21 protein-coding genes are annotated in these 21,324 nt (G+C 42.1%); 12 read left to right on the top strand and 9 right to left on the bottom strand.

Annotated elements, in window-relative coordinates:
- Positions 1-27: 27 nt before the first annotated feature.
- Positions 28-1,266: a hypothetical protein gene (locus AACU33_RS03590; RefSeq protein WP_339375734.1), complete on the top strand. Its 1,239-nt coding sequence runs from the start codon at positions 28-30 to the stop codon at positions 1,264-1,266.
- Between the two features lie 192 nt (positions 1,267-1,458).
- On the opposite strand, the gene AACU33_RS03585 is transcribed toward AACU33_RS03590, so the two are convergent.
- Positions 1,459-3,240 carry a M61 family metallopeptidase gene (locus AACU33_RS03585; RefSeq protein ID WP_096587079.1) on the bottom strand — a complete coding sequence of 594 codons (1,782 nt, stop codon included), beginning with the start codon at positions 3,238-3,240 and terminating at the stop codon, positions 1,459-1,461.
- Positions 3,241-3,312: 72 nt separating this feature from the next.
- Between AACU33_RS03585 and AACU33_RS03580 the strand changes: the two genes are divergently transcribed.
- On the top strand, positions 3,313-3,633 hold the full coding sequence (locus tag AACU33_RS03580) for a hypothetical protein (protein WP_096587078.1): 321 nt from the start codon (positions 3,313-3,315) through the stop codon (positions 3,631-3,633).
- Positions 3,634-3,757: 124 nt separating this feature from the next.
- Here AACU33_RS03580 and AACU33_RS03575 read toward each other — a convergent pair whose 3' ends face one another.
- Positions 3,758-4,240 carry a hypothetical protein gene (locus AACU33_RS03575; RefSeq protein ID WP_096587077.1) on the bottom strand — a complete coding sequence of 161 codons (483 nt, stop codon included), beginning with the start codon at positions 4,238-4,240 and terminating at the stop codon, positions 3,758-3,760.
- A gap of 752 nt (positions 4,241-4,992) precedes the next feature.
- On the opposite strand from AACU33_RS03575, the gene AACU33_RS03570 reads away from it, so the two are divergent.
- Positions 4,993-5,754 (top strand): M48 family metallopeptidase, encoded by a 762-nt coding sequence (locus tag AACU33_RS03570; RefSeq protein WP_096587076.1) that lies wholly within the window; start codon positions 4,993-4,995, stop codon positions 5,752-5,754.
- Between the two features lie 182 nt (positions 5,755-5,936).
- Entirely contained in the window at positions 5,937-8,459 is a 2,523-nt protein-coding gene (locus AACU33_RS03565) for a two-partner secretion domain-containing protein (RefSeq protein ID WP_339375733.1), read from the top strand.
- 58 nt (positions 8,460-8,517) lie between these two features.
- Here AACU33_RS03565 and AACU33_RS03560 read toward each other — a convergent pair whose 3' ends face one another.
- The 3 genes from AACU33_RS03560 to AACU33_RS03550 all read right to left on the bottom strand — a co-directional run bounded on the left by AACU33_RS03560 (position 8,518) and on the right by AACU33_RS03550 (position 11,818).
- Positions 8,518-9,219: a DevA family ABC transporter ATP-binding protein gene (locus tag AACU33_RS03560; RefSeq protein WP_096587074.1), complete on the bottom strand. Its 702-nt coding sequence runs from the start codon at positions 9,217-9,219 to the stop codon at positions 8,518-8,520.
- Positions 9,220-9,338: 119 nt separating this feature from the next.
- Positions 9,339-10,514, bottom strand: coding sequence for an ABC transporter permease DevC (gene devC / locus AACU33_RS03555; protein WP_096587073.1), 1,176 nt, complete (start codon positions 10,512-10,514; stop codon positions 9,339-9,341).
- Positions 10,511-11,818 carry an ABC exporter membrane fusion protein gene (locus tag AACU33_RS03550; RefSeq protein WP_096587072.1) on the bottom strand — a complete coding sequence of 436 codons (1,308 nt, stop codon included), beginning with the start codon at positions 11,816-11,818 and terminating at the stop codon, positions 10,511-10,513. Before AACU33_RS03550 ends, devC begins: the two co-directional genes overlap by 4 nt.
- Before the next feature lie 157 nt (positions 11,819-11,975).
- Here AACU33_RS03550 and AACU33_RS03545 point away from each other — a divergent pair, with 157 nt between their 5' ends.
- Both AACU33_RS03545 and AACU33_RS03540 read left to right on the top strand, forming a co-directional pair.
- Positions 11,976-12,590: a TMEM175 family protein gene (locus AACU33_RS03545; protein WP_096587071.1), complete on the top strand. Its 615-nt coding sequence runs from the start codon at positions 11,976-11,978 to the stop codon at positions 12,588-12,590.
- 97 nt (positions 12,591-12,687) lie between these two features.
- Positions 12,688-13,305, top strand: coding sequence for a TetR/AcrR family transcriptional regulator (locus AACU33_RS03540; RefSeq protein ID WP_096587070.1), 618 nt, complete (start codon positions 12,688-12,690; stop codon positions 13,303-13,305).
- 25 nt (positions 13,306-13,330) lie between these two features.
- On the opposite strand, the gene AACU33_RS03535 is transcribed toward AACU33_RS03540, so the two are convergent.
- Together AACU33_RS03535 and AACU33_RS03530 are read right to left on the bottom strand one after the other, a co-directional pair.
- Positions 13,331-14,053, bottom strand: a complete 723-nt coding sequence (locus AACU33_RS03535; protein ID WP_096587069.1) for an anti-sigma factor — start codon at positions 14,051-14,053, stop codon at positions 13,331-13,333.
- Between the two features lie 7 nt (positions 14,054-14,060).
- The gene (locus AACU33_RS03530; RefSeq protein WP_339375732.1) at positions 14,061-14,711 is read right to left on the bottom strand and encodes a sigma-70 family RNA polymerase sigma factor; all 651 of its coding nucleotides are present in this window, start codon (positions 14,709-14,711) and stop codon (positions 14,061-14,063) included.
- A 265-nt stretch (positions 14,712-14,976) separates the two neighbouring features.
- On the opposite strand from AACU33_RS03530, the gene AACU33_RS03525 reads away from it, so the two are divergent.
- The 6 genes from AACU33_RS03525 to cysC all read left to right on the top strand — a co-directional run bounded on the left by AACU33_RS03525 (position 14,977) and on the right by cysC (position 17,859).
- Positions 14,977-15,153 carry a hypothetical protein gene (locus AACU33_RS03525; protein ID WP_339375731.1) on the top strand — a complete coding sequence of 59 codons (177 nt, stop codon included), beginning with the start codon at positions 14,977-14,979 and terminating at the stop codon, positions 15,151-15,153.
- 57 nt (positions 15,154-15,210) lie between these two features.
- Positions 15,211-15,342, top strand: a complete 132-nt coding sequence (locus tag AACU33_RS03520) for a hypothetical protein (RefSeq protein ID WP_339375730.1) — start codon at positions 15,211-15,213, stop codon at positions 15,340-15,342.
- A gap of 93 nt (positions 15,343-15,435) precedes the next feature.
- On the top strand, positions 15,436-15,720 hold the full coding sequence (locus AACU33_RS03515) for a peptidase (protein WP_096587068.1): 285 nt from the start codon (positions 15,436-15,438) through the stop codon (positions 15,718-15,720).
- Between the two features lie 60 nt (positions 15,721-15,780).
- Positions 15,781-16,215 carry a cupredoxin domain-containing protein gene (locus tag AACU33_RS03510; protein ID WP_096587067.1) on the top strand — a complete coding sequence of 145 codons (435 nt, stop codon included), beginning with the start codon at positions 15,781-15,783 and terminating at the stop codon, positions 16,213-16,215.
- Positions 16,212-17,123: a metallophosphoesterase family protein gene (locus AACU33_RS03505; protein ID WP_096587066.1), complete on the top strand. Its 912-nt coding sequence runs from the start codon at positions 16,212-16,214 to the stop codon at positions 17,121-17,123. Before AACU33_RS03510 ends, AACU33_RS03505 begins: the two co-directional genes overlap by 4 nt.
- A 175-nt stretch (positions 17,124-17,298) precedes the next feature.
- Complete coding sequence (gene cysC / locus AACU33_RS03500; RefSeq protein ID WP_096587065.1) at positions 17,299-17,859, top strand: adenylyl-sulfate kinase; 561 nt, start codon at positions 17,299-17,301, stop codon at positions 17,857-17,859.
- Between the two features lie 123 nt (positions 17,860-17,982).
- On the opposite strand, the gene AACU33_RS03495 is transcribed toward cysC, so the two are convergent.
- Positions 17,983-18,966 carry an RNA polymerase sigma factor, RpoD/SigA family gene (locus AACU33_RS03495; RefSeq protein WP_096587064.1) on the bottom strand — a complete coding sequence of 328 codons (984 nt, stop codon included), beginning with the start codon at positions 18,964-18,966 and terminating at the stop codon, positions 17,983-17,985.
- A gap of 596 nt (positions 18,967-19,562) precedes the next feature.
- The gene (locus AACU33_RS03490; protein ID WP_096587063.1) at positions 19,563-21,293 is read right to left on the bottom strand and encodes a helicase HerA domain-containing protein; all 1,731 of its coding nucleotides are present in this window, start codon (positions 21,291-21,293) and stop codon (positions 19,563-19,565) included.
- Between the last annotated feature and the right edge of the window lie 31 nt (positions 21,294-21,324).

Below are 21,324 nucleotides of genomic sequence, written 5' to 3'. Positions count from 1 at the left end.
ATCAACAAGGGCACTATAACAGCATAGATGCATTCAACTTTTCCTATGCCAGATAGCCAACAACCTACAGAATTCGATGCTGTTTTAGGGGGTCATTCCCCTTTACCAATGAGTGCAGCTGTTTTAGGTGGAATTGAAGGAGTGATACAAAGATTAGCCAGCCCTTTATCTACCGAACAATACACTGCACTTCAACAATTTATGCAGAAGTGTAGAAAATCTGGACTGGAATTAATAAAGCAAGCATTAGTGGACGAAACAGAATATCTTCAGCGATTAGCTTATATGATATTGCGACAACAACCACAACCAGAGGTTCAAGAGTTTCTGCTCCAGAATATGCCCTATCATTTGTTTGAGCCTCTGGTGAAAGTTGAAGGTAGTTACAGCGCACATGGAGGTTTGTACGAGGCTGAGTTTGCCTTTATGCCCAATAGTCAACAGTTACTAACTGCTTTGTTTGATAACAGCGTCAAGATATGGGATTTGAGAAGCGGTGAATTAGTAAAAACTCTAACAGGATTTGAAGACAGATTTAGTACAGCGATCGTTGCCAGTCCTGATGGAAAATCTTGCTATGTCGGCTACTCCGATGGCAAAATTCGTCAGCGAGATTTACAAACAGGAGAAATTATCCGGACTTTAAAAGGGCGATCGACTTATGTAGAGTCACTTGCTATCAGCAAAAATGGTGCAACTTTAGTCGTTGGTAGCAAAAAAAATAGCCCAGAAATCGAGACTTGGAATCTCCAGTCTGGTCAATCCTACGCTTTCGATGGTTCTGCCTGGTATAGCCATGTTGATGTTAGTGCCGATGGTCGATATGCCATCAGTTATATTCATGTTCGCGGCGAGGTCAAAGTTTGGGATTTACAGCAAAGAAAACAACTCCACACGCTCACCTGTCCGCGTGTCGGTCACGCATTGATTAGTCCCGATGGACAAAGAATCATTGCTCAAAAAGGAAGTCAGTTCCAAACGGGACGTCTGTTCGCAGAGTGGAGTATCGAAACTGGGGAAGAATTGCATTCTCTAACTCTTAACTCCTTTTTACTGTATAAAGCTCTCACCACCGAAATAACTAGTCAACCCCAACAGAGAATTCGTCTGTGGAATCCTCGAAGCAATAAGTTAATTAGCGAATTCTCAGATGGTGACTACTGTTTGCCTGGTGTTTTCAGTCCCGATGGACACTTGGCTGCATTTAACTCGAAATCACAACAAGAGTTTGCGATTAATGTTGTCGGTATTTGCGCGATCGCATAAAAAAACAACTTATCTATTCAACACTATTTTTTCATTGGAGATTTAACAACTTTAGTATATGGTTGAACTGTTAAAACTTGTCAGAAATTATCAGAAGTTTTGAGTGTAGCTTGATAACAATAAGGGTTTAGCAATGCTAAACCCTCTAAACTCAAAAATTCCAAAATATTTCAGCGAACTCAATTTCAGTATCTAAGCCAGAATTTTCTGCACGCCTAACCAGCCTGCTAAGTTTTCTTGCTGAACGGAATCAGAATTATGTAAGGAAATAACTTGGTATTTTACAGCACGTGGACTTGCTAAAGTTACACTTACAGAACGGAGTAAGTCTTGGTGGAAAACTATTACTTGAATAGTATCCTTAGGTTGGAAATCCTTCAGGCGATCGCTTAAATTATTTGCTGCTACCTTAATACCATTAATAGCTAGCAATTCATCACCAGGATCGATTCCGGCTTGTTGTGCAGGTGAACCCGCCTCAACAAACTTAATTATCTCCCGTCCATTCTCAGTATTTACCTTTACCCCTAAATAAGGTTCTTCTTCCGATTCTGCCGCTAATTGTAAGCCAAAAGGTGCCAAGTATTCATTAAAAGGTAATTCTTCTGTACCATGAAGATAACGTTTAAAGAAATCTCCTAAATCTATTCCTGCAACCGATTCAATTACTGCTTGTAACTCTTCTGGAGTAAAGCCAATTTCTGCTTTTCCAAATTGCTGCCACATTTGCCGCATGACATCATCTAAAGAGTATTTATTGCCATGCTTGGCGCGGATTAATAAATCTAGCAGCAATGAAACCATTGCTCCTTTTAAATAATAAGAGATTTGCGAATTCCCACTATTAGCATCTGGACGATAGAGTTTAATCCAAGCATCAAAACTTGATTCAGAAAGCGGTTGTATTTTTCTGCCTGGGGTTGAGAGAAATCTGGTAATTTCCTTACTCAAATGATTTAAATACGCCTTGGCGTCATAAATTCCGGCTCGCAAAGGAATCAGTAGATCGTAGTAACTGGTAGTTCCCTCAGAAAACCACAAAGAAGGTGTATAGTTCTCTTGGTCATAATCAAAAACTTCCAAAGCTTTCGGACGAATGCGCTTGACATTCCACAAGTGAAAGAACTCATGGGCTACTAATTGCATAAAGCGCTCGTACTTATCCTGAGTGCGAAAGCCAAAACGTTGATAAATTAAAGAACAGCTATTTTTGTGTTCTAATCCACCGTAAGCTTGGTGAAATAAATGTAGTAAAAACACATATTTTTCATAGGGCAAACCCCCAAACATTTGTGCTTCTACTTCAATGACTTTTTTGATATCAGAAATAACTTTTTGAGGTTGAATATTTCCCTGTCCCCAAATTGCAAGTTCGTGGGGTTTACCTAAAGCCTCAAACTGATATAACTGGTGGCTACCAATTTCAAAAGGACTATCAACAAGGGTGTCGAAATCAGCAGCATAAAAAGTATTGCTGACTTCAGCATCTACAGGTAGAGATGTTGTTACTTGCCATTCTGGGTATGGAGGTACAATAGTAACGCGAATTGGTTGCTTTTCCCAACCTGGTAGCCTGAAAAACAGCGCCGCACCATTAAAATAGCCGTGAGTAATATCCAAGTGATTTGTGCGTACCGACAATTCATTAGCAAACACGCGATAGCGTATTGTTAATTCGGAAACATTAGTTTTATCTACTTGCCAATGATTTTTACTTTTTTTCCACCAGCGTAAAGGTTGATTATCGGCAAAAGCAGCAAAATCTTGTAAATTTTTAGCATATTCACGTACCAAGTAGGAACCTGGCGTCCAGACAGGCAATTTCAAATCGAGAATTGGTGATGGGTAGCCTACAAGCTGTAAAGTTACCTCAAACAGATGTGTTTCTGGTTGAGGCATTGCTACTTGATAATGTAGAGTTGGTAGGCGTTCTTGAACACGGCTATCTGTACGAGGTGCTGTTACTTCAGTCATCTTGAGTTCTAAGTTCTGAAAGCTACTATATTTAAAGTAAATCTAAATCTGTAGAATGGCCTTAAGGGTATCATGAGTGAAGCAACGCCTAACCGCCTCGATCGCATCGAAGCTATCCTTGAGCAAGTAGCCCAGCAACAAGCAGCCAATACTACAGCAATTGCGCAACTGACTGTTAACGTTGATGGACTGACAGAGAAATTTGATGGATTAACTGAGAAAGTTGATGGGCTAACAGAAGATGTCACCAGCCTTACAGATATTTTGATGCATTCGCTCCAAAACGCTGAAGCCGATCGCGCTCAAATGTTAGAGAACCAAGCGGAAATCCGTCGTATCTGGGAATATCTGTTAGGACAGCAGCGTAATGGAAATGGCAGTACTGGCAGTTAAGCGCCTTCTCAAAACCAGTTTAGACTTCAAGCCATATAAAATACACATAAATTATAGGTAAGGGTGCAAAAATATTTGTCCCCTTACCCAGCTGTCATATTCGTTGTGCAAATTGGTATAAATTTTAAACACTGGCTAATATTGGGTTCGCGATAAAAACTCTTCTGAGATTTTCTGGACTTGTCGCCGCCACATATTGCTCTGCCATTTCTGGTGTGAGTAGTTCTAACATCACTGTGTTCTCTAACCAAAACTCAATGACATCGAAGAAAGAATCACGGTTACAGCGCAACACCCGCCAACCTTCACGTTTACCAATTTCCTCTATTTCTTCTTGGCTGCTAGGAACCGAAATAGCTGCATGGGTAGCTGTCATCCCATTAAAGTTATTAGTTTTGACAAATTGGTACTGCTCATCACCTTCACCCGGTGCTAGCTTAATTTCTGATGGATAAACTTCAATTGCTGTACCATGTTCATCCATCGCAAACACCATATAGCTACCTGGGTGAGGAAAAAACGGGTAAGCTTCTCCCTTCATAACTTTCGCGATCGCTTGAGCAACGCGCAGGGGGTTTTGAGCAGCAATAGAAATGTGGTGAAGCATAATCTAAATTTCCGTGGATATCAATAATGTGTAGATGGAAGCAGATTCTGCAATAATCTTGCTCTGAAAAATCAAGTGGCTGAAATTTTGATTATTCTAAGCTTCAAATCTCAGTTGCCAGATTTCGGATTTTTTATAAAAAAAAGCCATGCTATCTATTAGCAGGATATTTGCTAGACTTTCGAGTAGTGTTTGTGCTTGTAATAACTGTAAATATTTTCCTAACGAAGAACATTAATTCACAGCGAGCCAGTAACCGACAAGAAACAGAAAAGCACCGAACTAGAGAATAAATTTGTTGGAACTTGGGAGAGCAAAAGGAATTGTAGGGCTGTAAGATAGCAAGTTAGACAGACAGGCGATCGCATTTCCATCATCACCACATGTGAGCCAGTTCAATGTGCTGGCTGCTTTTGGCTTATGCGATCGCTCTCAGGTTTTGAGCTAGGCTAGTAGTAGTCCGATATAGCTAAGTATTAAAACTTTTTCCCCTTAGCAACTTGCTAGAGACTGATACGGCCAATGTGATTTGCAATTAAAATTCCTCCTTTGTGCCAGCTTAATTCATCCTTTTTTTCGTTAAAATATTAAATATATCTTGCTAATCAAGTTAAATAATTTATTTCTAGAGATTTTTATCATCATAGTCTTATTAACTATATTTAATTTTTTTATAAAAAAACTTGGTTTACAAGATAAATATGAAATCAAAATTTTGCTGTTAACTACTTTTAAATTTTTTATTTTTGGCTATGATTTCAAGAATGCGTAAAGGTCTTTCTGCTGTATTGGGTGTCGGAACTGCTGTAGGTGTAGGTTTAACTTCGCTTCCCCCAGCTAATGCAATTCCTTGGGGTCAGCTTATATTTAATGGTGTGCAATTGTTGCAACTTTCCAACGTTTCACCACAGCAAACAGTCGCTCTCGGAAAAGATATTCACCAGCAGGTAAAACAAAATTATCGACTTGATTCTAGCTCTCAAACCAATGCTTACGTTAACCGTGTTGGTCAACGCTTGGCTAGAGCTAGTAACTGCTCTCAAATTCCTTTTCACTTTTATGTAGTTCGCGACTCTAGTATTAATGCCTTTTCCACCACGGGTGGTTATGTATATGTCAATACAGGGCTATTAAATACTGTAGATAATGAAGACCAATTGGCAGCTGTGATGGGGCATGAAATTGGTCATATTTGCAACAACGACCTGATCAAGAAAATGAAGCAAACCCAACTTGCTCAAGGTGCAGCCTCGCTTGCTGGTTTGGATCGAAGTGCTGTAACCGCCATAGCTTATAAGCTGGCTGTGGATTTACCTAATAGCCGCGAAGCAGAATTTAATGCCGATGACAAAGGATTGCAATATATGAAACGCGCTGGCTATAACCCAAAAGCTATGCCTGCATTCTTGAGGAAATTACTTAAGCAATCTTCTCCACCATCATTTTTAAGCGACCACCCAGGAACCCAAGAACGGATTTCTGTAATCGAAAGAAAAATTGCTAATGGTAGGTAAGCTCAAAATCTTCTGACTCTAGAGAGTGGACGGCAGCTGTAACAAGTCAGCGAACACTGCCGTCCAATTCATAATCTGTGACAAATCATCGCTTACCCTGCTTTGAGATGTGCTTTACTAAACACTGGCGCAATATAAGTTCGTATAAGCGTTATTCAGCAGGGATTCTACTAGGAAGTGCAATGTCTGGGATACTTAGGCATTTTTCTTGGCTGTCAGGAATAGGGATGATTCTGGGTAACGCAATAGTTTTGAGTGCAAATAGCTCACTTGCTCAAATTACCCCAGATAGTACTCTACCAAATAATTCCAATGTGAAATTGGATGGTAATACGTTCGTTATCACAGAAGGAACTCAAGCAGGTAGAAATTTATTTCACAGCTTTAAAGAATTTTCTGTGCCTACTGGCTCTACAGCTGTATTTGATAATTCTCAAAATATTCAAAATATTCTGACGCGAGTTACAGGTAGATCTGTATCTCAAATAGATGGTCTAATCAAAGCCAATGGCACAGCTAACTTGTTTGTGATTAATCCTAATGGCATTATTTTTGGTCAGAATGCCAAATTAGATATTGGCGGTTCGTTTGTGGCTAGTACTGCTAGCAGTTTGAAATTTGGTGATGGCTTTGAGTTTAGTGCTACTAAACCTGTGTCTACACCTTTATTGACAATAAATGTGCCTATTGGTTTGCAGTTTCAAGGGAATTCCGGAAATATAGTAGCGTATGGCAGCGGCTACGATTTATCTGTTCAGGCACCACTATTCTCCGCTGTTACTTTAGGTAATAACTCAACTGGTTTGCGGGTGCCATCAGGAAAGACTCTAGCTTTGGTAGGGGGTAATCTAGACTTACAAGGCAGTACGCTGACCGCAGAACAAGGACGAATTGAGTTAGGTAGTGTAGGTGAAGGACAAGTCAGCCTCAATCCCATTTCTTCAGGCTTTGCTTTGAGCTACCAAAATGTACAAAGTCTGCGAGATATTCGCCTCTCGCAACAAGCTTTGGCATACGTTAATGGAGTTGGTTCTATTCAAGTTCAGGGTAATAATGTATCGCTCGCTGATGGCTCATTGATTCTGAGTCAAAATCAAGGTAAGGAGTCTGGGGGAAGTATCAGCGCCAATGCTACCCAGTCTTTAAAAGTGAGTGGAACCAATCTTAATGGTAGTTTGAATGGTGGTTTGCGGAGTGAAACTGCTGGCAGTGGCAAGGGACGTGGAGCTAATATGGCGATCGCTACCCAGCAGTTAATTGTTCAAGATGGAGCAGGAATAATTACTCGCTCTTTTAGTCCGGCTCAGGCGGGTAATCTCACTGTGGCTGCTGATTCTGTGGAAGTGATTGGAGTTGCACCCGTTAGACCTACTGTGATCGGCTCTATTTCTGCTATGACTTTTAACTCTGGAGATGCGGGAGATGTCACCGTATCAACTAAACGCTTAAGTATCCGCGACGGAGCAGCGATCTCATCTGCAACCTTGGGAGCAGGTCGTGGAGGACAGGTGACACTCAATGCGCTTGACTCTATAGAACTCATTGGAATGTCAAGCCTTTTTGCACCAAGTGTTGTAAATGCTCTAGCCACTAGTACAGGAGATGCCGGAAAAGTCACAATTAACACAAATTCCTTAATACTTCGTGCTGGAGGAACAGTCAGTTCTGCTACCTTTGGGACTGCTAACGCAGGTAGTCTCACCATTAATGCCAAAGAGTCTGTAGAAGTTAGCGGTACAGTGTTAAACTCTCCTCGACCCAGTTCTATAGATTCATCTGCCCCAATAATATCTAAGACCTTACAACGATTTTATCGACTACCCCCTATACCCAGCGGATTTTCTGGAGACGTAACAATTAATACTGAGACTTTGAGAGTAACTGATGGTGCAACAGTTGAAGTCAGCAATCAAGGGCTAGGCAATGCTGGGATGTTGCGGGTTCAGGCAAACTCTATTTTTCTAGACAGTGGAGGAGCGATCGCCGCATCAACGACATCCGGTGAAGGTGGCAATATTGAACTACAGGTAGGAGATTTATTGCTATTGCGCCGTAACAGTGAAATAACTGCCTCGGCAAAAGGTAGCGGTAATGGTGGCAATATCAACATTGATACTCCTTTAATTGTCTCTCTAGCAAGAGAAAATAGCGATATTACTGCCAATTCTATTAATGCTCGCGGTGGTAATGTAAATATTAATACTTCAGGAATTTTTGGTGTCCAGTTCCGTACCCAAAACACGCTATTAAGTGATATCACTGCTACTGGGAAAAATTCTTCTCTAAATGGCACTGTACAAATTAACATTCAAGATGTTAGTCCCACCTCTGGATTAGTGAATTTGCCAGATATTCCGATAGATGTTACGCGGCTGATTACACAAGCCTGTCTGGCAAACAAAGACAGTTCATTTATTATTATTGGACGTGGGGGCTTGCCACCCAATCCAACAGAATTTCTTACGAGTGATAATATTGCGGTAAATTGGATTACTCCTGAGTCTCAGCAGCCCAACAGGGCTATTAAGCAGGAAAGAAATACAATCGTAAGTTTACCAAAAGTTGATTCTGTCAATTTCCCCAATCAAATCGTAGAAGCGCAGAGTTGGGCTGTCGATCGCAATGGGGATGTAATGTTAGTTGCTCAACCAGCCACCACCAATCCTCACAGTCCCTTATTTAACCCTAATTTTTGTAGCGGTTAGCGCGCTACGATCGCTCCGAAAAGTGAAAAATAAGTAGGTATGTAAAGAGATACTGAGTTCAAACTGCGGCAACAGCCAAATCCTTGGCTAGCTTACCATCTTCCATGTGAACGATGCGATCGGCAATGTCTAAAATCCGGTTGTCATGAGTCACCATGAGAATAGTACAACCTTGCTCTTTGGCTAGCTTTTGCATCAGATTCACGACATCTCGACCAGATTTACTATCAAGCGCCGCAGTCGGTTCATCGGCTAAGACAATTTTTGGACGACTGACTAAAGCACGCGCGATCGCAACTCGTTGTTTTTGTCCGCCAGATAAATCATCAGGATAATAATTGAGGCGATGTCCTAATCCTACTTGTTCTAGCATTTCGGCTGAACGAGTTTTCATTTCTTGCGGTGAAATATCTTTGTGCAGTTCTAATCCCATTCTCACATTCTGAAGTGCTGTTAAGCTACCATGCAGGTTATGTGCTTGGAAAATATAGCCGTGACTGCGCCTGGCTTCAGTTAATTGTGCTGCATTCGCACCGCAGAGTTCTGTTCCTAATACTTGCAAACTACCAGATTGAGCAGAACGCAACCCTCCCACCAAAGTTAATAATGTGGTTTTACCAGAACCCGATGGCCCGGTCATGATGATAATTTCGCCAGCATTAATTTCTAAGTTGATATCAAATAGGACTTGCTTTTTAAGTTGACCTTGACCAAAATAATGGTCGAGATTTTGCACAGAAATAACTGCTTTGCTATTCATAGTAAGTAAGAATGAGGGGACAAGGAGGAAAAATGACTTTTGACCCTTGACTTTGAACTCTTGAACGCCAGTTCACTCAACGGAGGAAACCTCCGCACGTGACTGGCTCCTCTTGACATTTAAAACATATCCGCAGGATCGGCAGATTGAACTTTACGAGTTGCGATCGCCCCAGAAATCATACACATAATCATGGTTAAGACTTGTACTTGAATGGCTCTTGCCAAAGTCATGTAAAGTGGTAAATTTGTGGCGTTTCTAGTTAGTGCATAAAGTCCGAAAGATACGCCGAAACCAGGTAGAAAACCTAATATTGCCATAATCACTGCTTCTTCAAATACGATACCTAATAAGTAGAGATTGTTGTATCCCATAGCTTTAAAGGTAGCGTATTCTTTCATGTGGGCATTGACATCTGTAGACAGGACTTGATAAACGATAATTACGCCGACCATGAATCCCATCGATACACCGAGGCTGAAGATAAAACCAATCGCGGTGTTTGTTTTCCAGTATTCTTTTTCAAAGTCAATAAATTCGGATTTGGTTAAAACTTTAACATCTTCACCCAGATGAGATTTTAAGGTTTCGGCTGTTTGTTTGGGTTCATAGCCTGGTTGCAATTGAATTAAACCAAGACTGAGGCTGCTAGCATCGCGGCGGGGAAATACACGTAAAAAGTTCTGGTCGCTGGTGATTAATGTACCATCAGCAATGAAGGATGCACCAACGGAAAACAAGCCGTTAACGCTAATTGTGCGGCGATCGATTTCTGTGGTGATAGGTTTTCCTTTGTCGATTTGCGCGATCGCTTGTTGATATTCTCCTCTGGCGGCGCGATCAAAAAGCATGGTATCTGGTAGCTTCACAATATCTTGTTGGCGGTTTACTTCTGGCAAGTCAAATACTTGCTTGTCAGGATTGAATCCGATAACTAACACTGCTGTTTTTTTATGTGTTTGCGGATTCTTCCAATCGCCAAAGTTAATATAGACTCCTTCTGCTGACTTGATTCCTGGTAAGTCCATTGCTTGATAAAGTCGCCGTCTGGTAAAGCTAGACATATTTGCCAAGTTCCGCGCTTGGGGACTGACAAGCACAATGTCTGCTTGCATACTGCGATGCAATCTAGTATTACTGTCATACAAAGCAGTCTGAAACCCCAGCTGCATAAACATCAGCACATCTGCAAAAGCAATACCTGAGAGTGCAACTAATAAACGGCTTCTTTGATGACTTAATTGCAACCATCCTAAAGGTGTACGTCGCTGTAGTTGGGAGATAAATCCAATCATTGCTCAATTACCGCCTTGACTTGCAAATTGGTAAATTGGGCGGCTTTGGCGCTGGATGCGGGATCTAGCTTGACATGAACTTCTACAATCCTGGCATCAATATTACTAGAGGGATCGGCGTTTATTACGTTTTGTCGTTGTACTTGCATCCCAATCCAATCAACGGTTCCCTGCAATTCGCTAGGTAGAGAATCGCTGCTGACTCTTACCCGTTGCCCTGGACGCACTTTATGAATATCACTTTGGTATACTTCTGCTACTGCATACATCCGATCGGTTTGGCCTAATTCCACAATTCCATCGTTACCAACGGTTTCTCCAGCACGTGTATGAATTTTGAGAATTTGCCCAGCTTTGGGAGCGCGAATATATGCTTGATTGAGTTGTGCTTGAATTTTCTCTACAGTAGCTTGGGCGCTGTCTACTTCGGCTTGGGCGTTGGCGATATCTGTGGGACGCACTTCAGCTGTTTGATCCAGGGTGGCTTTAGCTTCGTTAATTTGCTGTTGCAAAGTTGCGATCGTTTTGTCGCGGTTAGCTTTGGCTTCAGCAATTTGCTGTTGTAGGGTGGCGACAGTTCTTGTCTTTGTGGCTTGGCTTTCAATAAATTGCTGGGTGGATGTTTCTGCACTCAAACGTCTGCGATCGACTTCTTGACTGGAAATTGCGCCTTCTTTGTATAAACTCTCGTAGCGTTGTACGTCAGCTTGGGCATTGCGTTTCTCGGCGGCTACACGGGCGACGGTAGCTTGTAAACTTTGTTGTTGTCCTTGCAATTCTGCTTCTAGACGATTAATTGTCGCTTGTTGGGTTCTAATACTTCCTGCTAGTTCAACTTGCAATCGGTTAACAGTAGCTTGACGCGCTGCAATTTCTCCTTGCTTTGCACCAGCTTTTACTTGCGCTAGCCGAGATTTAGCTACTTGCACTTGTCTTTGCGCTTCACCCAAACTCGCCTGCAAGCGATCGCGACTATCCATTATTGCAATTATCTGTCCAGCTTTGACGCGATCGCCTTCTTTCACCAACAATTGTTCTACTCGATTTCCTTCATTAGTCGTTGGTGCAGATAGCTTGATTACTTCACCATTGGGTTCTAAGCGTCCTAAGGCTGTGACAGTTTTTACCACTGGCTGGATAGGCGTTGCTATTTCTGGCTTCTTTCCAGAATCAGTCTGAAACTTATTTACCGTGTAAACACTAGCTCCTGCTGTAACTAAAGCTGTAATTATTGCCAGGATGGTAGGCGACTTAAAAACAGTTTGGGAAGCTCGAAAACCTGCTAAATTCCAGTTTTGCGCCATAGTATTCCCCTCTTTTTGGCGGCATTTTAAACTAAACCGTCCAGTTCAATTTATGCTAAACTAAACTGATTAGTTTAGTCAAGAGGAATTTAACTATTCAAGTTGAGAGAACAACTCGTCATACACTGGAGGTAAATTTGAGAGACAATCTTGGAAGATGCAAACCCCTACCGAGAAAGAAACTGGACGGATAGAAGCCTTTAGCGATGGAGTTTTTGCGATCGCTATTACCCTACTAATTTTGGAAATCAAAGTCCCGAATCACAATACAGTAGAGACATCCGGACTAACAGCCGCGTTGCTGTCCCTATGGCCGAGCTATTTGGCATTTATCATCAGCTTTGTCACCATTCTTGTGATGTGGGTAAATCACCATCGTATCTTTAGTGTAGTGCGGCGGATTGATAACACGTTCCTTTATTTGAATGGACTCTTACTACTGTGTGCGACATTTGTACCTTTTCCTACGGCTGTACTTGCAGAGTATTTGCTGCATTCCCAAGGAAAAGTCGCCGCTAGTTTCTATGCTGGAACATTTTTAGCGATCGCCCTGGCATTTACAGCATTATGGAGATATGCATCACGGGATGGAAAGTTACTATTTCCCGGCGCACCGCGCGAGGTAGTGGAAGGAATTACTAAGCAATATAGTTTTGGCCCGCCATTATACTTAATTGCCGTGTTACTATCATTTTTTTCTGTAGCACTAAGTTTAGGTCTGTGTATGTTATTGGCTGTATTTTTTGGGTTTCAAAACCGTTTATCAAAGTAGTAAATAACTTAATTGCACAATATGTCTGAAAGACAAGAATTGCGTAGAGTATTGGGAATTGTCTATAAGATTGTTTATCAGAAAGGTTAATTGATCAATGGCACGTATCAAAATTGACGAAGTAGAACGGGATAGTTCCGTTGATAAAGTAGAACAAATTCTGCAAGGAGCGATGCAGGAGTTTCTGCAACATGGCTATGCTGGTACAAGCATGGATAAAGTAGCGGTAGCCGCAGGTGTTTCTAAAGCGACAGTCTACAGCCATTTTCAAGATAAAGAAGGACTCTTTAAAGTACTGATAGAGCAGCTAGCACGCAAGAAATTTAACTCTATATTTGGTACACAACCTCCAGAGGGAGAACCAATAGTTGTTCTGCGTCAGTTAGCAATCAAAGCATTAGAGCTGATGGCTATAGACCAAGAACATTCGGCATTTATGCGCGTATTAATTGGCGAATCTGGTCGTTTTCCAGAGTTAGCTCAGGTTTGTGTCCGCGCCATGATTAAACCAGTGGTAGAAACTATGACTCAATACATCGCTAGTCATCCAGAACTTAAGATCGATGACCCAGAAGCGCTTGCCAGAATTCTTTTAGGGACATTAGTTCATTATCATATTGTTCAAGATGTGATGCATGGTAAGGAAATTGTACCAATGGAGAGCGATCGCCTAATTGATACCATGATCGACTTGATTATCAATAACGCCAAGTAGATCGGGTAGCAGGACTATAAAATACCTAAAGAATGCTTTTCATCACCACCTGTCCTACAGGATCTGAGTTAGTTGGGGATGATTCTAGGGTAATAATTAACCCTGATATATCTGAATAAAGGTCAGGGGGAATAGAAAGTTTGTCTAAAACCATGAATTGCGGATGAGAGCTTAACTGTCCGCAAGGTATCTTTTCATTGTCAACTACTGCCCAGAGCCGATAAACACGTCCCACAGGCGCAGCAGGAAGATTTTGGATAAATACAGCGATTTTTTGTTGTTCGGGATTCATGACAATCCTGCCGGAAGCTGTATTTGCTATGTCCATACCTCTCAGCGAGAAAAGACGAGTTTCAGAACTTTCCAGTAGTGTAGTAACGTTTTGGGCAATACTCAAATCTTGGCGCAAGCGATAATTTTCCCAGCCTAAAACCAGAACCAACAGCGCGGCAATACTGGCAAAAATTTTACTCCAGGGCAACGGAGAGCGTTTGACTACTGGAGTAGGGTTAGCTGGAATTTCAGCAGTTTCGAGGATAGCTGAACGAAGATGTGGCGGAGGCTCTACTTCATTTAGCCCATAAACCAGCTGTCCCATTGCCTCCTGTAGATGGTTCACCTCTGCGAGCAATTCCGGATTTTCTGCGAGCAGTCGCTTAAATTCCTCAGCTTCTTCGGGGTCGAGATCGCCTACTACATAACCTGCTGCTAATTCTTCTAAGTTCTCAGGAGTTGAAGATTTATTCATAGTGCAACTATCCAATTGAATCTCGTAGGATTTGCTTCAGTTTCAGCAGACCCTGACGGGTTCGAGTCTTGACTGTCCCAAGAGGGATATTTAGTTTTTGGGTGATTTCCGATTGGCTCAGTCCTTCGTCGTAAGCCATCTCTAATACCTGACGTTGTTCTTGGGGAAGTTGTGCTAAGGCAGAGCGAACGTGCTGGGAACGCTCTTGATAGGAAGCCTGCTCAACAGGATTAGAAGAGTCTGTTTCTTTGTGTTCTATTTGACCCCAGCGTTCAAGAAGTTTTAAGTTTCTTCCACGAGAACGAAGTTTATCAATCGCTCGCGAGCGAGTCATGGTAATTAGATATCTAATGAAATAGTTATGGTCGAGATTGTAGTTAGGATTACGCCACAGAGCCAGAAAAATTTCTTGGGTCAAGTCTTCTGCTTCTTGAGAATTTTTTAAGACTTTGAGTGCTACCCCATATACAAGACTACCGTAGCGATCGTAAAGAATAGCCAACGCCGAAGCTTGTTTGGTTTTCAGTGCCTGAAATAGCTCTGCATCCGTTAGCGGTGGGGGAGCTTGAGGCTTGTCATGAAAAGAACTAGGCTCCATGCGTTTTCGATAATAAACCTGAGCAGGTAATTTCAGAGTCGCTTCCAATACTTGTTTCACAGCGTCTTTCTCAAAACATAACGGAATTCCCTTTATCTCTTAAGACGACTGCCGGAGTAGATTGGATTTATCTCAAACTTGCCTGAATAAATACTACCAAATAATTTCAATCCAATTTAAATCCAAAATCCCAGCACCTTCGTCTTTAAAGATAGAGATAAATAAGTTGAGTTAACTGAAAGTTTTATCTAGGTTTCAGTTAACAGCTTGGCTAATACAAATTTAACTACCTAACTCCTACTTTATTTAAATAGGAAGTTGAGCAATGAAACAATTTATTCTAGCTGGATTATCAGCTGTGTTGATGTCCGCAGCTATCGCACCTGCTGTCAATGCTCAAACGCTAACGCAGCCTCAGTTAACGACATTTAACCCTAACGTAGCAGAAAAAGCTTCTACCAGTCATTTAACACCTTTCGATCTGGTTTATCTGGCTTATTGAGGTTACTTCCGCACCCAAGATATTCCTAGTAACAATTCTCTGATCTTTGCTCATCAATTGGGGAGAATTAGCGCCAAAGATATTGTTCGGGGTGCAGTCAATGCTAATCGACTTCCCGAACAGACTCTAGCCGATCAAAGCTATCTCAGAGCAGTTGAAGAGTATCTGACGATGCTCGATCGAGACTAGAGAATCGATTTTTTAAAAGTCCTTTGGGGAATAAAGAATCCGGTTGATCGGTTGAGGTTTTTTCTTTCCCCACTCTTTTATAGGAGTTTGCCAATGAAACGAGCTTTTCGTAAATATCATCGCACGATCGCGATCGCAGTTTTTCTACCTTTGACTGTTTCTGTCGTGACTGGTATCAGCATGACATTAACAGACCAATGGTTCCATCAACCAGAGTTAACCGGATTTCTTCTCAAAATTCATACTGGCGAAATCTTCGGGCTGGCAGGAATTTATCCCATATTGCATGGATTAGGATTAATCGGCTTAATCATGACTGGTCTGAGTATGACTGGTTTATTTCCTCAACTTTATAAGCCAAAAAAAGTAGGCGATTGACTAAAAGGTATTGCGCTTTTAGGGCAATAATCGCTCACCCAATTTACTTAATTATCAACTATGAAATATCGTTCATACATACTAGTTGCAGTTGCTTCTGCGGTACTAGTGACTTTGTTACATCTCTATGGTTGTAACCCTAAATCACCACAAACTCTAAATCAACCAAAGGTAACAATTAATCAATCTTTAGCAACAGAAAAAGTAAGTACCCAAAAAGCAAATGCAAATGTCAAAATTCACAATTTCAAATTTGAACCGACAACCCTAAAAATTAACGTAGGTGAAACCGTGAAGTTTGCCAACAGCGATGAAGAACCACACACCGTCACGGCAACAGATGGTTCCTTTGATTCCAAAGCGCTTGATACAGAAGAGGCTTGGACGCATACATTCACTAAGTCTGGAACCTTTCCTTATATTTGTGCTATTCATCCCTTCATGAAAGGGACTGTTACTGTAACTTCAGCCGGAGGCAATGAGAGGAAAAAATGAAACGTAGAAACTTCATGAATCATGTCGGTTGGACTGGTCTTGGTATCCTCTGGGCCGTTGGTAGCAATGGCTTATTAAGCTCGTGTAATATCAGCGAAACTACAGATAAAAAACGCTTAAATACCGCTTCGCTATCATTCGTACAAATTAGCGATACTCACATTGGTTTTCATAAGCCAGCAAACGAGCATGTTACAGAAACGCTCCTAAAGGCAATCAATGCAATCAATTCATTACCGACACCACCAGCATTTGTTGTACATACAGGTGACATATCTCACCTTTCTAAGCCTGCGGAGTTCGATCTAGCTAAACAAATACTTTCACAATTGAAAGCACCACTATTTACGCTACCAGGAGAACACGATACGATAGGCGATCGCGGTAAAGCTTACTCGGAAGCATTTAGCCAAAAGGATAAAAAAGAAGGATTGCAGTCTTGGGATAGCTCTGGCGTGCATTTTGTATCGCTGACTAACGTACTTGATTTTGGTGAAACCGGAAAAGGCAAACTTGGTCAAGCACAACTAGACTTATTAGCCAAAGACCTTGCAGCACAAAACCGCGACACTCCTTTAGTTATATTTAGTCATATTCCCCTTTATGACCTTTACCCCAAGTGGGGTTGGGCAACAGCAGATTCGGCTAAAGCACTTTCGTTATTGTCTCGGTTCTCATCTGTAACCGTACTGAATGGTCATATCCATCAAGTCATTCAGCATTCCGAAGGAAATATCCGCTTTTCTACTGCTGCATCGACAGCTTATCCCCTACCTGCTCCCGGAAATGGAGAACAGCCTGCTCCCGTAAAGTTACCAGAAAATAACTTGCTGGCGGCGCTGGGATTCCGCACAGTGGAATTTGCTCCTGGACATAACATACAAGTTGACCAACATTCTCTAGCTTAGGCAAGATCGGGGGGATAGGGTTGGTATTTCCCCGCCTTTTTTTGACGATGCTCCCGATCTCACCATCATTAATTGAATCGGTATATTTACCAAATCCAGATAATTCGTAGATTAGTTTGGATTTGTTTTTATATCAGGTTAGGGCAAATTGTTGCAGATTAGGAGATTAAAAGACTTGAATTATCCTGGTATGACATTATGGTTTACAGGGTTAAGTGGTGCGGGGAAAACTACGATCGCCTTAGGAGTATTGCATGAGATCAAAGCTAGAAATTATCGGGTAGAAATGTTGGATGGTGATGCGATACGCTGTCATTTATCAAAAGGTTTAGGCTTTAGTAAAGAAGATCGCGATACTAATATCCGCAGGATTGGCTTTGTTGCCAGCTTACTGAGTCGCAATGGTGTGGTAGTAATCGTAGCAGCAATTTCTCCCTACCGCGAGATTCGCGATGAAATTCGCTGTAATACGACTAACTTTGTGGAAGTTTATGTGAAAGCACCTTTAGAAGTCTGTGAAGCTAGGGACGTTAAAGGTCTGTATGCTAAAGCTAGAGCAGGTAAAATCCACAACTTTACAGGAATTGACGATCCATACGAAGCACCACTTAATCCAGAGATTATCTGCTATACAGACTCAGAAACAGTTGAAGAAAGTGTTGCTAAAGTAATTACGGCACTAGAAAAGCGGGCATATATTTTCACACCACAAAACTCAGCAGTTGATACTAATTAGTGATTGCTATAAGCGATAAATTCGAGCATTGAAAGATTCGATATTGTCCAATGCCCCATCCCCCATAAAAAAATTGCCCCCTGAAATCAGGAGGCTTCATTTTTAATTAAAAGCAGTTGGCTTTTAGCTGGCAACATACTCTTTGACATTGGCTCGACGACGACGTAGATGAGCTAGTGCTTGATGCTCTAACTGGCGGACGCGTTCGCGGCTGAGATTTAATCTCTCACCTACTTTCGCCAAAGACATTTCATTGCCATCTTCTAAACCAAAACGCAGGGCTAACACTTCTCGCTGTTGAGGAGTTAGTTCTGCCAACAAGGTGTTCAGGTCTTGGCGCAAGAATTCCTGAGTGGTGTAATACTCTGGTGAAGGGCCGTCATCTTCTAGCATTTCTTGCAGCTCGGTATCCTGATTGTCACCGACGCGCACATCCAAAGAAACTGGCTGACGTGCCATATTCAAGTACTCGCGGATTTGCACGGGTTCTAGCTCTAGTTCTTGAGCAATTTCCGCCGGATTTGGCGATCGCCCTAATTTTTGTGCTAGCTCTCGCTGTACTTTCTTGATTTTGTTCAGTTTCTCGGTGATGTGGATTGGTAAACGGATTGTCCGCCCTTGTTGCGCGATCGCTCTAGTGATTGCTTGGCGAATCCACCAATAAGCATAGGTAGAAAACTTATATCCCCGTGTCGGGTCAAATTTCTCTACACCCCGTTCTAATCCTAGAGTTCCTTCTTGGATTAAATCCAGAAACTCCATATTACGCTTTTGATATTTTTTCGCAATAGCGACTACTAAGCGAAGGTTCGCTTCAATCATCTTTTGCTTTGCCCGTTTACCTTGGGCCACTGTCTGTTTCACCTCAGTTTCCGAGTGGCGAACGTGATCGGCCCACTCTGACAAACTCGGTTCGCGGTGCAGTTTTTTCGCCAAAGCCTCTTTAGCGTCCACTAGCGTCATCATTTGTTGCACCTGCTTCCCGAAAACAATCTCTTGCTCACGGGTTAAAAGTGGCACACGACCAATTTCCCGCAGATAGGTTCGCACCATATCAGCCGTGAATTTGGTGTTTAGGTTTTCGGTTTGGGTGTTAACAGTAGGCATTGGTGCGTTATCCTCTACTCCGTAAACACAATGAATCTTTAATAATTAAGTCGGATTTGGAAAGGAAGTACATCTATCACGGAACATAGGGAGCTAGCATAAGTATTCAATTTATACAGCCGTTGAGAAGACGGTGCATCCCTGAGATAGGTTCCCCTACCCTTCCTAAATTTTGCTGTTTCTTAGAAATACACTGGCTGGTTGTCAAGAATTCTTCTTGTCAGTCACTGGCGGTAACTGTAAAAATATGAAGTCAGTATGAGTTCTACTTCTAATATGATACGACAAATCTCTTGGATAGTAAAGTAGGTAAGATAAATCTTCTAATTATAGGACAAAGTTGTATGTTTGGCAAAAAATTGAACTTCCTTTGAGTGCTAACTATATCTATAGTGACGTTAAAACCTCCGCTTCTGTTGCCGAGGAGTGGGGAGATAACCGAACTGATTTTTTGTTGTGATGGTGGGATGTTACGAAAGAGAGGCAGGGTGCAGGGTGCAGGGGGAGACAAGGGAGTGTGGGGAGTGTGGGGAGAAATGACAAATGGCTATTGCCTTTTGACAGTTGACTCTTGACTCTTGACCAATGACAAATGACTAAAACCCTAAATCAGCCCTAGCTAATTCAGCCGCGGCGAATAATTCTTCGTCTGGTTTTTCCTCCCAAGCTGGGTCGCCAATTTCTGCATAGAAAGTTGCATCATAGGGACGGGTACGCACTACAACTGGCATGGGGACGGCGTGACCCAAAATCAAGGCTTGTTGCTTAGAATCTAGCTTTGCTAATACCGATCGCAGACTGCCAGCACCAGAGACTCCTGTGAAAATCGCGTCAATGTCTTTTTCGTCGTTGAGCAAAGCGGTGATGCGAGTCCCAATTTGGGACATAACTTCATTATCTATGCCGGACGGGCGTTGATCAACTACCAAAAGTGTTACGAAATATTTCCGCATTTCTCTGGCGATTGTCCCAAATATCGTACTTTGCACAATTGCCGGGTCAAGAAAACGGTGAGCTTCTTCTATAGTAATTACTAATTGCGTCGGGCGATCGCTCGCATTGCCACTGTGCAGGAATCGTTCGGCTTTGCTGACATAATGCCCGTGGATTCTTCTGGTGATCATATTTGTCACCAGCATATAAGAGAGCATATCCGATTGGGAGCCAAATTCCACAACTACATGCTTCCCAGCTTCCAGCGATCGCAAAATTTGGTTGATGTAGTTCTGCGGACAAGCGGCTCGCATATACTTCAAGTTATCCAAGCGCAGGAGTTTGCGCTGCAAAGACATAATTGAGCCTTGGTGTCCCCGCTTCTCTTCGCAGAACAGCTTGATTTCTTCGTTAGTCATGTTCAAAAGTTGAAGAATCCAAGCTTTGCCATACTCAGCGTAAAGAATATTCGCATTATCTAAGGCAGCTTCCGACAAGCCTAAATCGCGAGAACATAATTTAACGTCTTCAACTTCTATTTGTTCGTAACTGAGATAAAGTTCTTGCGCATCTCGCACGCCCCGGCGCTTTGTCGATTCTGGGTCGAGGGTATAAACTTCTACTTTCCCAGGAAATAGCTGTTTTAAACCTTTAACTGTACTATATTGCTTTCCTTCACAGACAGCTTGCCATCCATACTCGGAGTGCATATCAAAAATTAAATTTACTGCCGCATTTTTACGGACTATCCCGGCTAAAACTAACCGTGTCAAGAAGGATTTACCAGTTCCCGATTTGCCAAAAACCCCGTTACTTCTTTCTACAAAGCGGTCTAAATCAATACACACCGGCACATCCATATCCAAAGGTTTACCGATGGAAAAGTTTTTTCTGTGGGTATCGTCTTCCCAACCAAATACTCTGCGAAAATCTTCTTCGCTAGCTTCGTAAACTTGACTAAAGTGGCTGGGAATCGTTTTAACTGGAAGCAATTCCATTGTGGTACTAGTTTGGGGTTGAAATGATGCCAAACCAGTCATGGAAGGTACAAAAGGATTTACAGATTTACCATTTGTAGGCGAGAAAGATTCTTCTACTTCTGGGGTAAACATTAACATCGGCGCGAGATTAATTGTGCCGTATGTCCCGCTTCCCGCTAAAACTTCGCGTAAAAAAGTATCTTCCCAATTAGGAGGATCGGCGATAATGCGTGCATTTGCAGTTCCCAGCGCCACATCTGTCAGCATACAGAAAAAGCGCGATCGCATCCCTTGCACAACTAAAAATTTCCCCACCCGCATATCTTCAACAGAAATATCAGGGTGTAGTCTTACTTCTAACCCACCAGTTAGAGAGCCTTGAGTGACTGAACCTAAAGGTTGTCCAGAATTCATTTGATTAGTTACATCAATGTTGGGTTGAGCT

This window comes from Calothrix sp. NIES-2098, from assembly GCF_963875125.1.
Classification (GTDB): domain Bacteria; phylum Cyanobacteriota; class Cyanobacteriia; order Cyanobacteriales; family Nostocaceae; genus Aulosira.
This window is presented reverse-complemented; position numbering and strand designations above follow the sequence as displayed.

Coding starts and splice junctions, on each gene's coding strand:
- AACU33_RS03590 (WP_339375734.1), top strand. CDS start 28: ATGCATTCAACTTTTCCTATGCCAGATAGCCAACAACCTACAGAATTC.
- AACU33_RS03585 (WP_096587079.1), bottom strand. CDS start 3,240: ATGACTGAAGTAACAGCACCTCGTACAGATAGCCGTGTTCAAGAACGC.
- AACU33_RS03580 (WP_096587078.1), top strand. CDS start 3,313: ATGAGTGAAGCAACGCCTAACCGCCTCGATCGCATCGAAGCTATCCTT.
- AACU33_RS03575 (WP_096587077.1), bottom strand. CDS start 4,240: ATGCTTCACCACATTTCTATTGCTGCTCAAAACCCCCTGCGCGTTGCT.
- AACU33_RS03570 (WP_096587076.1), top strand. CDS start 4,993: ATGATTTCAAGAATGCGTAAAGGTCTTTCTGCTGTATTGGGTGTCGGA.
- AACU33_RS03565 (WP_339375733.1), top strand. CDS start 5,937: ATGTCTGGGATACTTAGGCATTTTTCTTGGCTGTCAGGAATAGGGATG.
- AACU33_RS03560 (WP_096587074.1), bottom strand. CDS start 9,219: ATGAATAGCAAAGCAGTTATTTCTGTGCAAAATCTCGACCATTATTTT.
- devC (WP_096587073.1), bottom strand. CDS start 10,514: ATGATTGGATTTATCTCCCAACTACAGCGACGTACACCTTTAGGATGG.
- AACU33_RS03550 (WP_096587072.1), bottom strand. CDS start 11,818: ATGGCGCAAAACTGGAATTTAGCAGGTTTTCGAGCTTCCCAAACTGTT.
- AACU33_RS03545 (WP_096587071.1), top strand. CDS start 11,976: ATGCAAACCCCTACCGAGAAAGAAACTGGACGGATAGAAGCCTTTAGC.
- AACU33_RS03540 (WP_096587070.1), top strand. CDS start 12,688: ATGGCACGTATCAAAATTGACGAAGTAGAACGGGATAGTTCCGTTGAT.
- AACU33_RS03535 (WP_096587069.1), bottom strand. CDS start 14,053: ATGAATAAATCTTCAACTCCTGAGAACTTAGAAGAATTAGCAGCAGGT.
- AACU33_RS03525 (WP_339375731.1), top strand. CDS start 14,977: ATGAAACAATTTATTCTAGCTGGATTATCAGCTGTGTTGATGTCCGCA.
- AACU33_RS03515 (WP_096587068.1), top strand. CDS start 15,436: ATGAAACGAGCTTTTCGTAAATATCATCGCACGATCGCGATCGCAGTT.
- AACU33_RS03510 (WP_096587067.1), top strand. CDS start 15,781: ATGAAATATCGTTCATACATACTAGTTGCAGTTGCTTCTGCGGTACTA.
- AACU33_RS03505 (WP_096587066.1), top strand. CDS start 16,212: ATGAAACGTAGAAACTTCATGAATCATGTCGGTTGGACTGGTCTTGGT.
- AACU33_RS03495 (WP_096587064.1), bottom strand. CDS start 18,966: ATGCCTACTGTTAACACCCAAACCGAAAACCTAAACACCAAATTCACG.
- AACU33_RS03490 (WP_096587063.1), bottom strand. CDS start 21,293: ATGAATTCTGGACAACCTTTAGGTTCAGTCACTCAAGGCTCTCTAACT.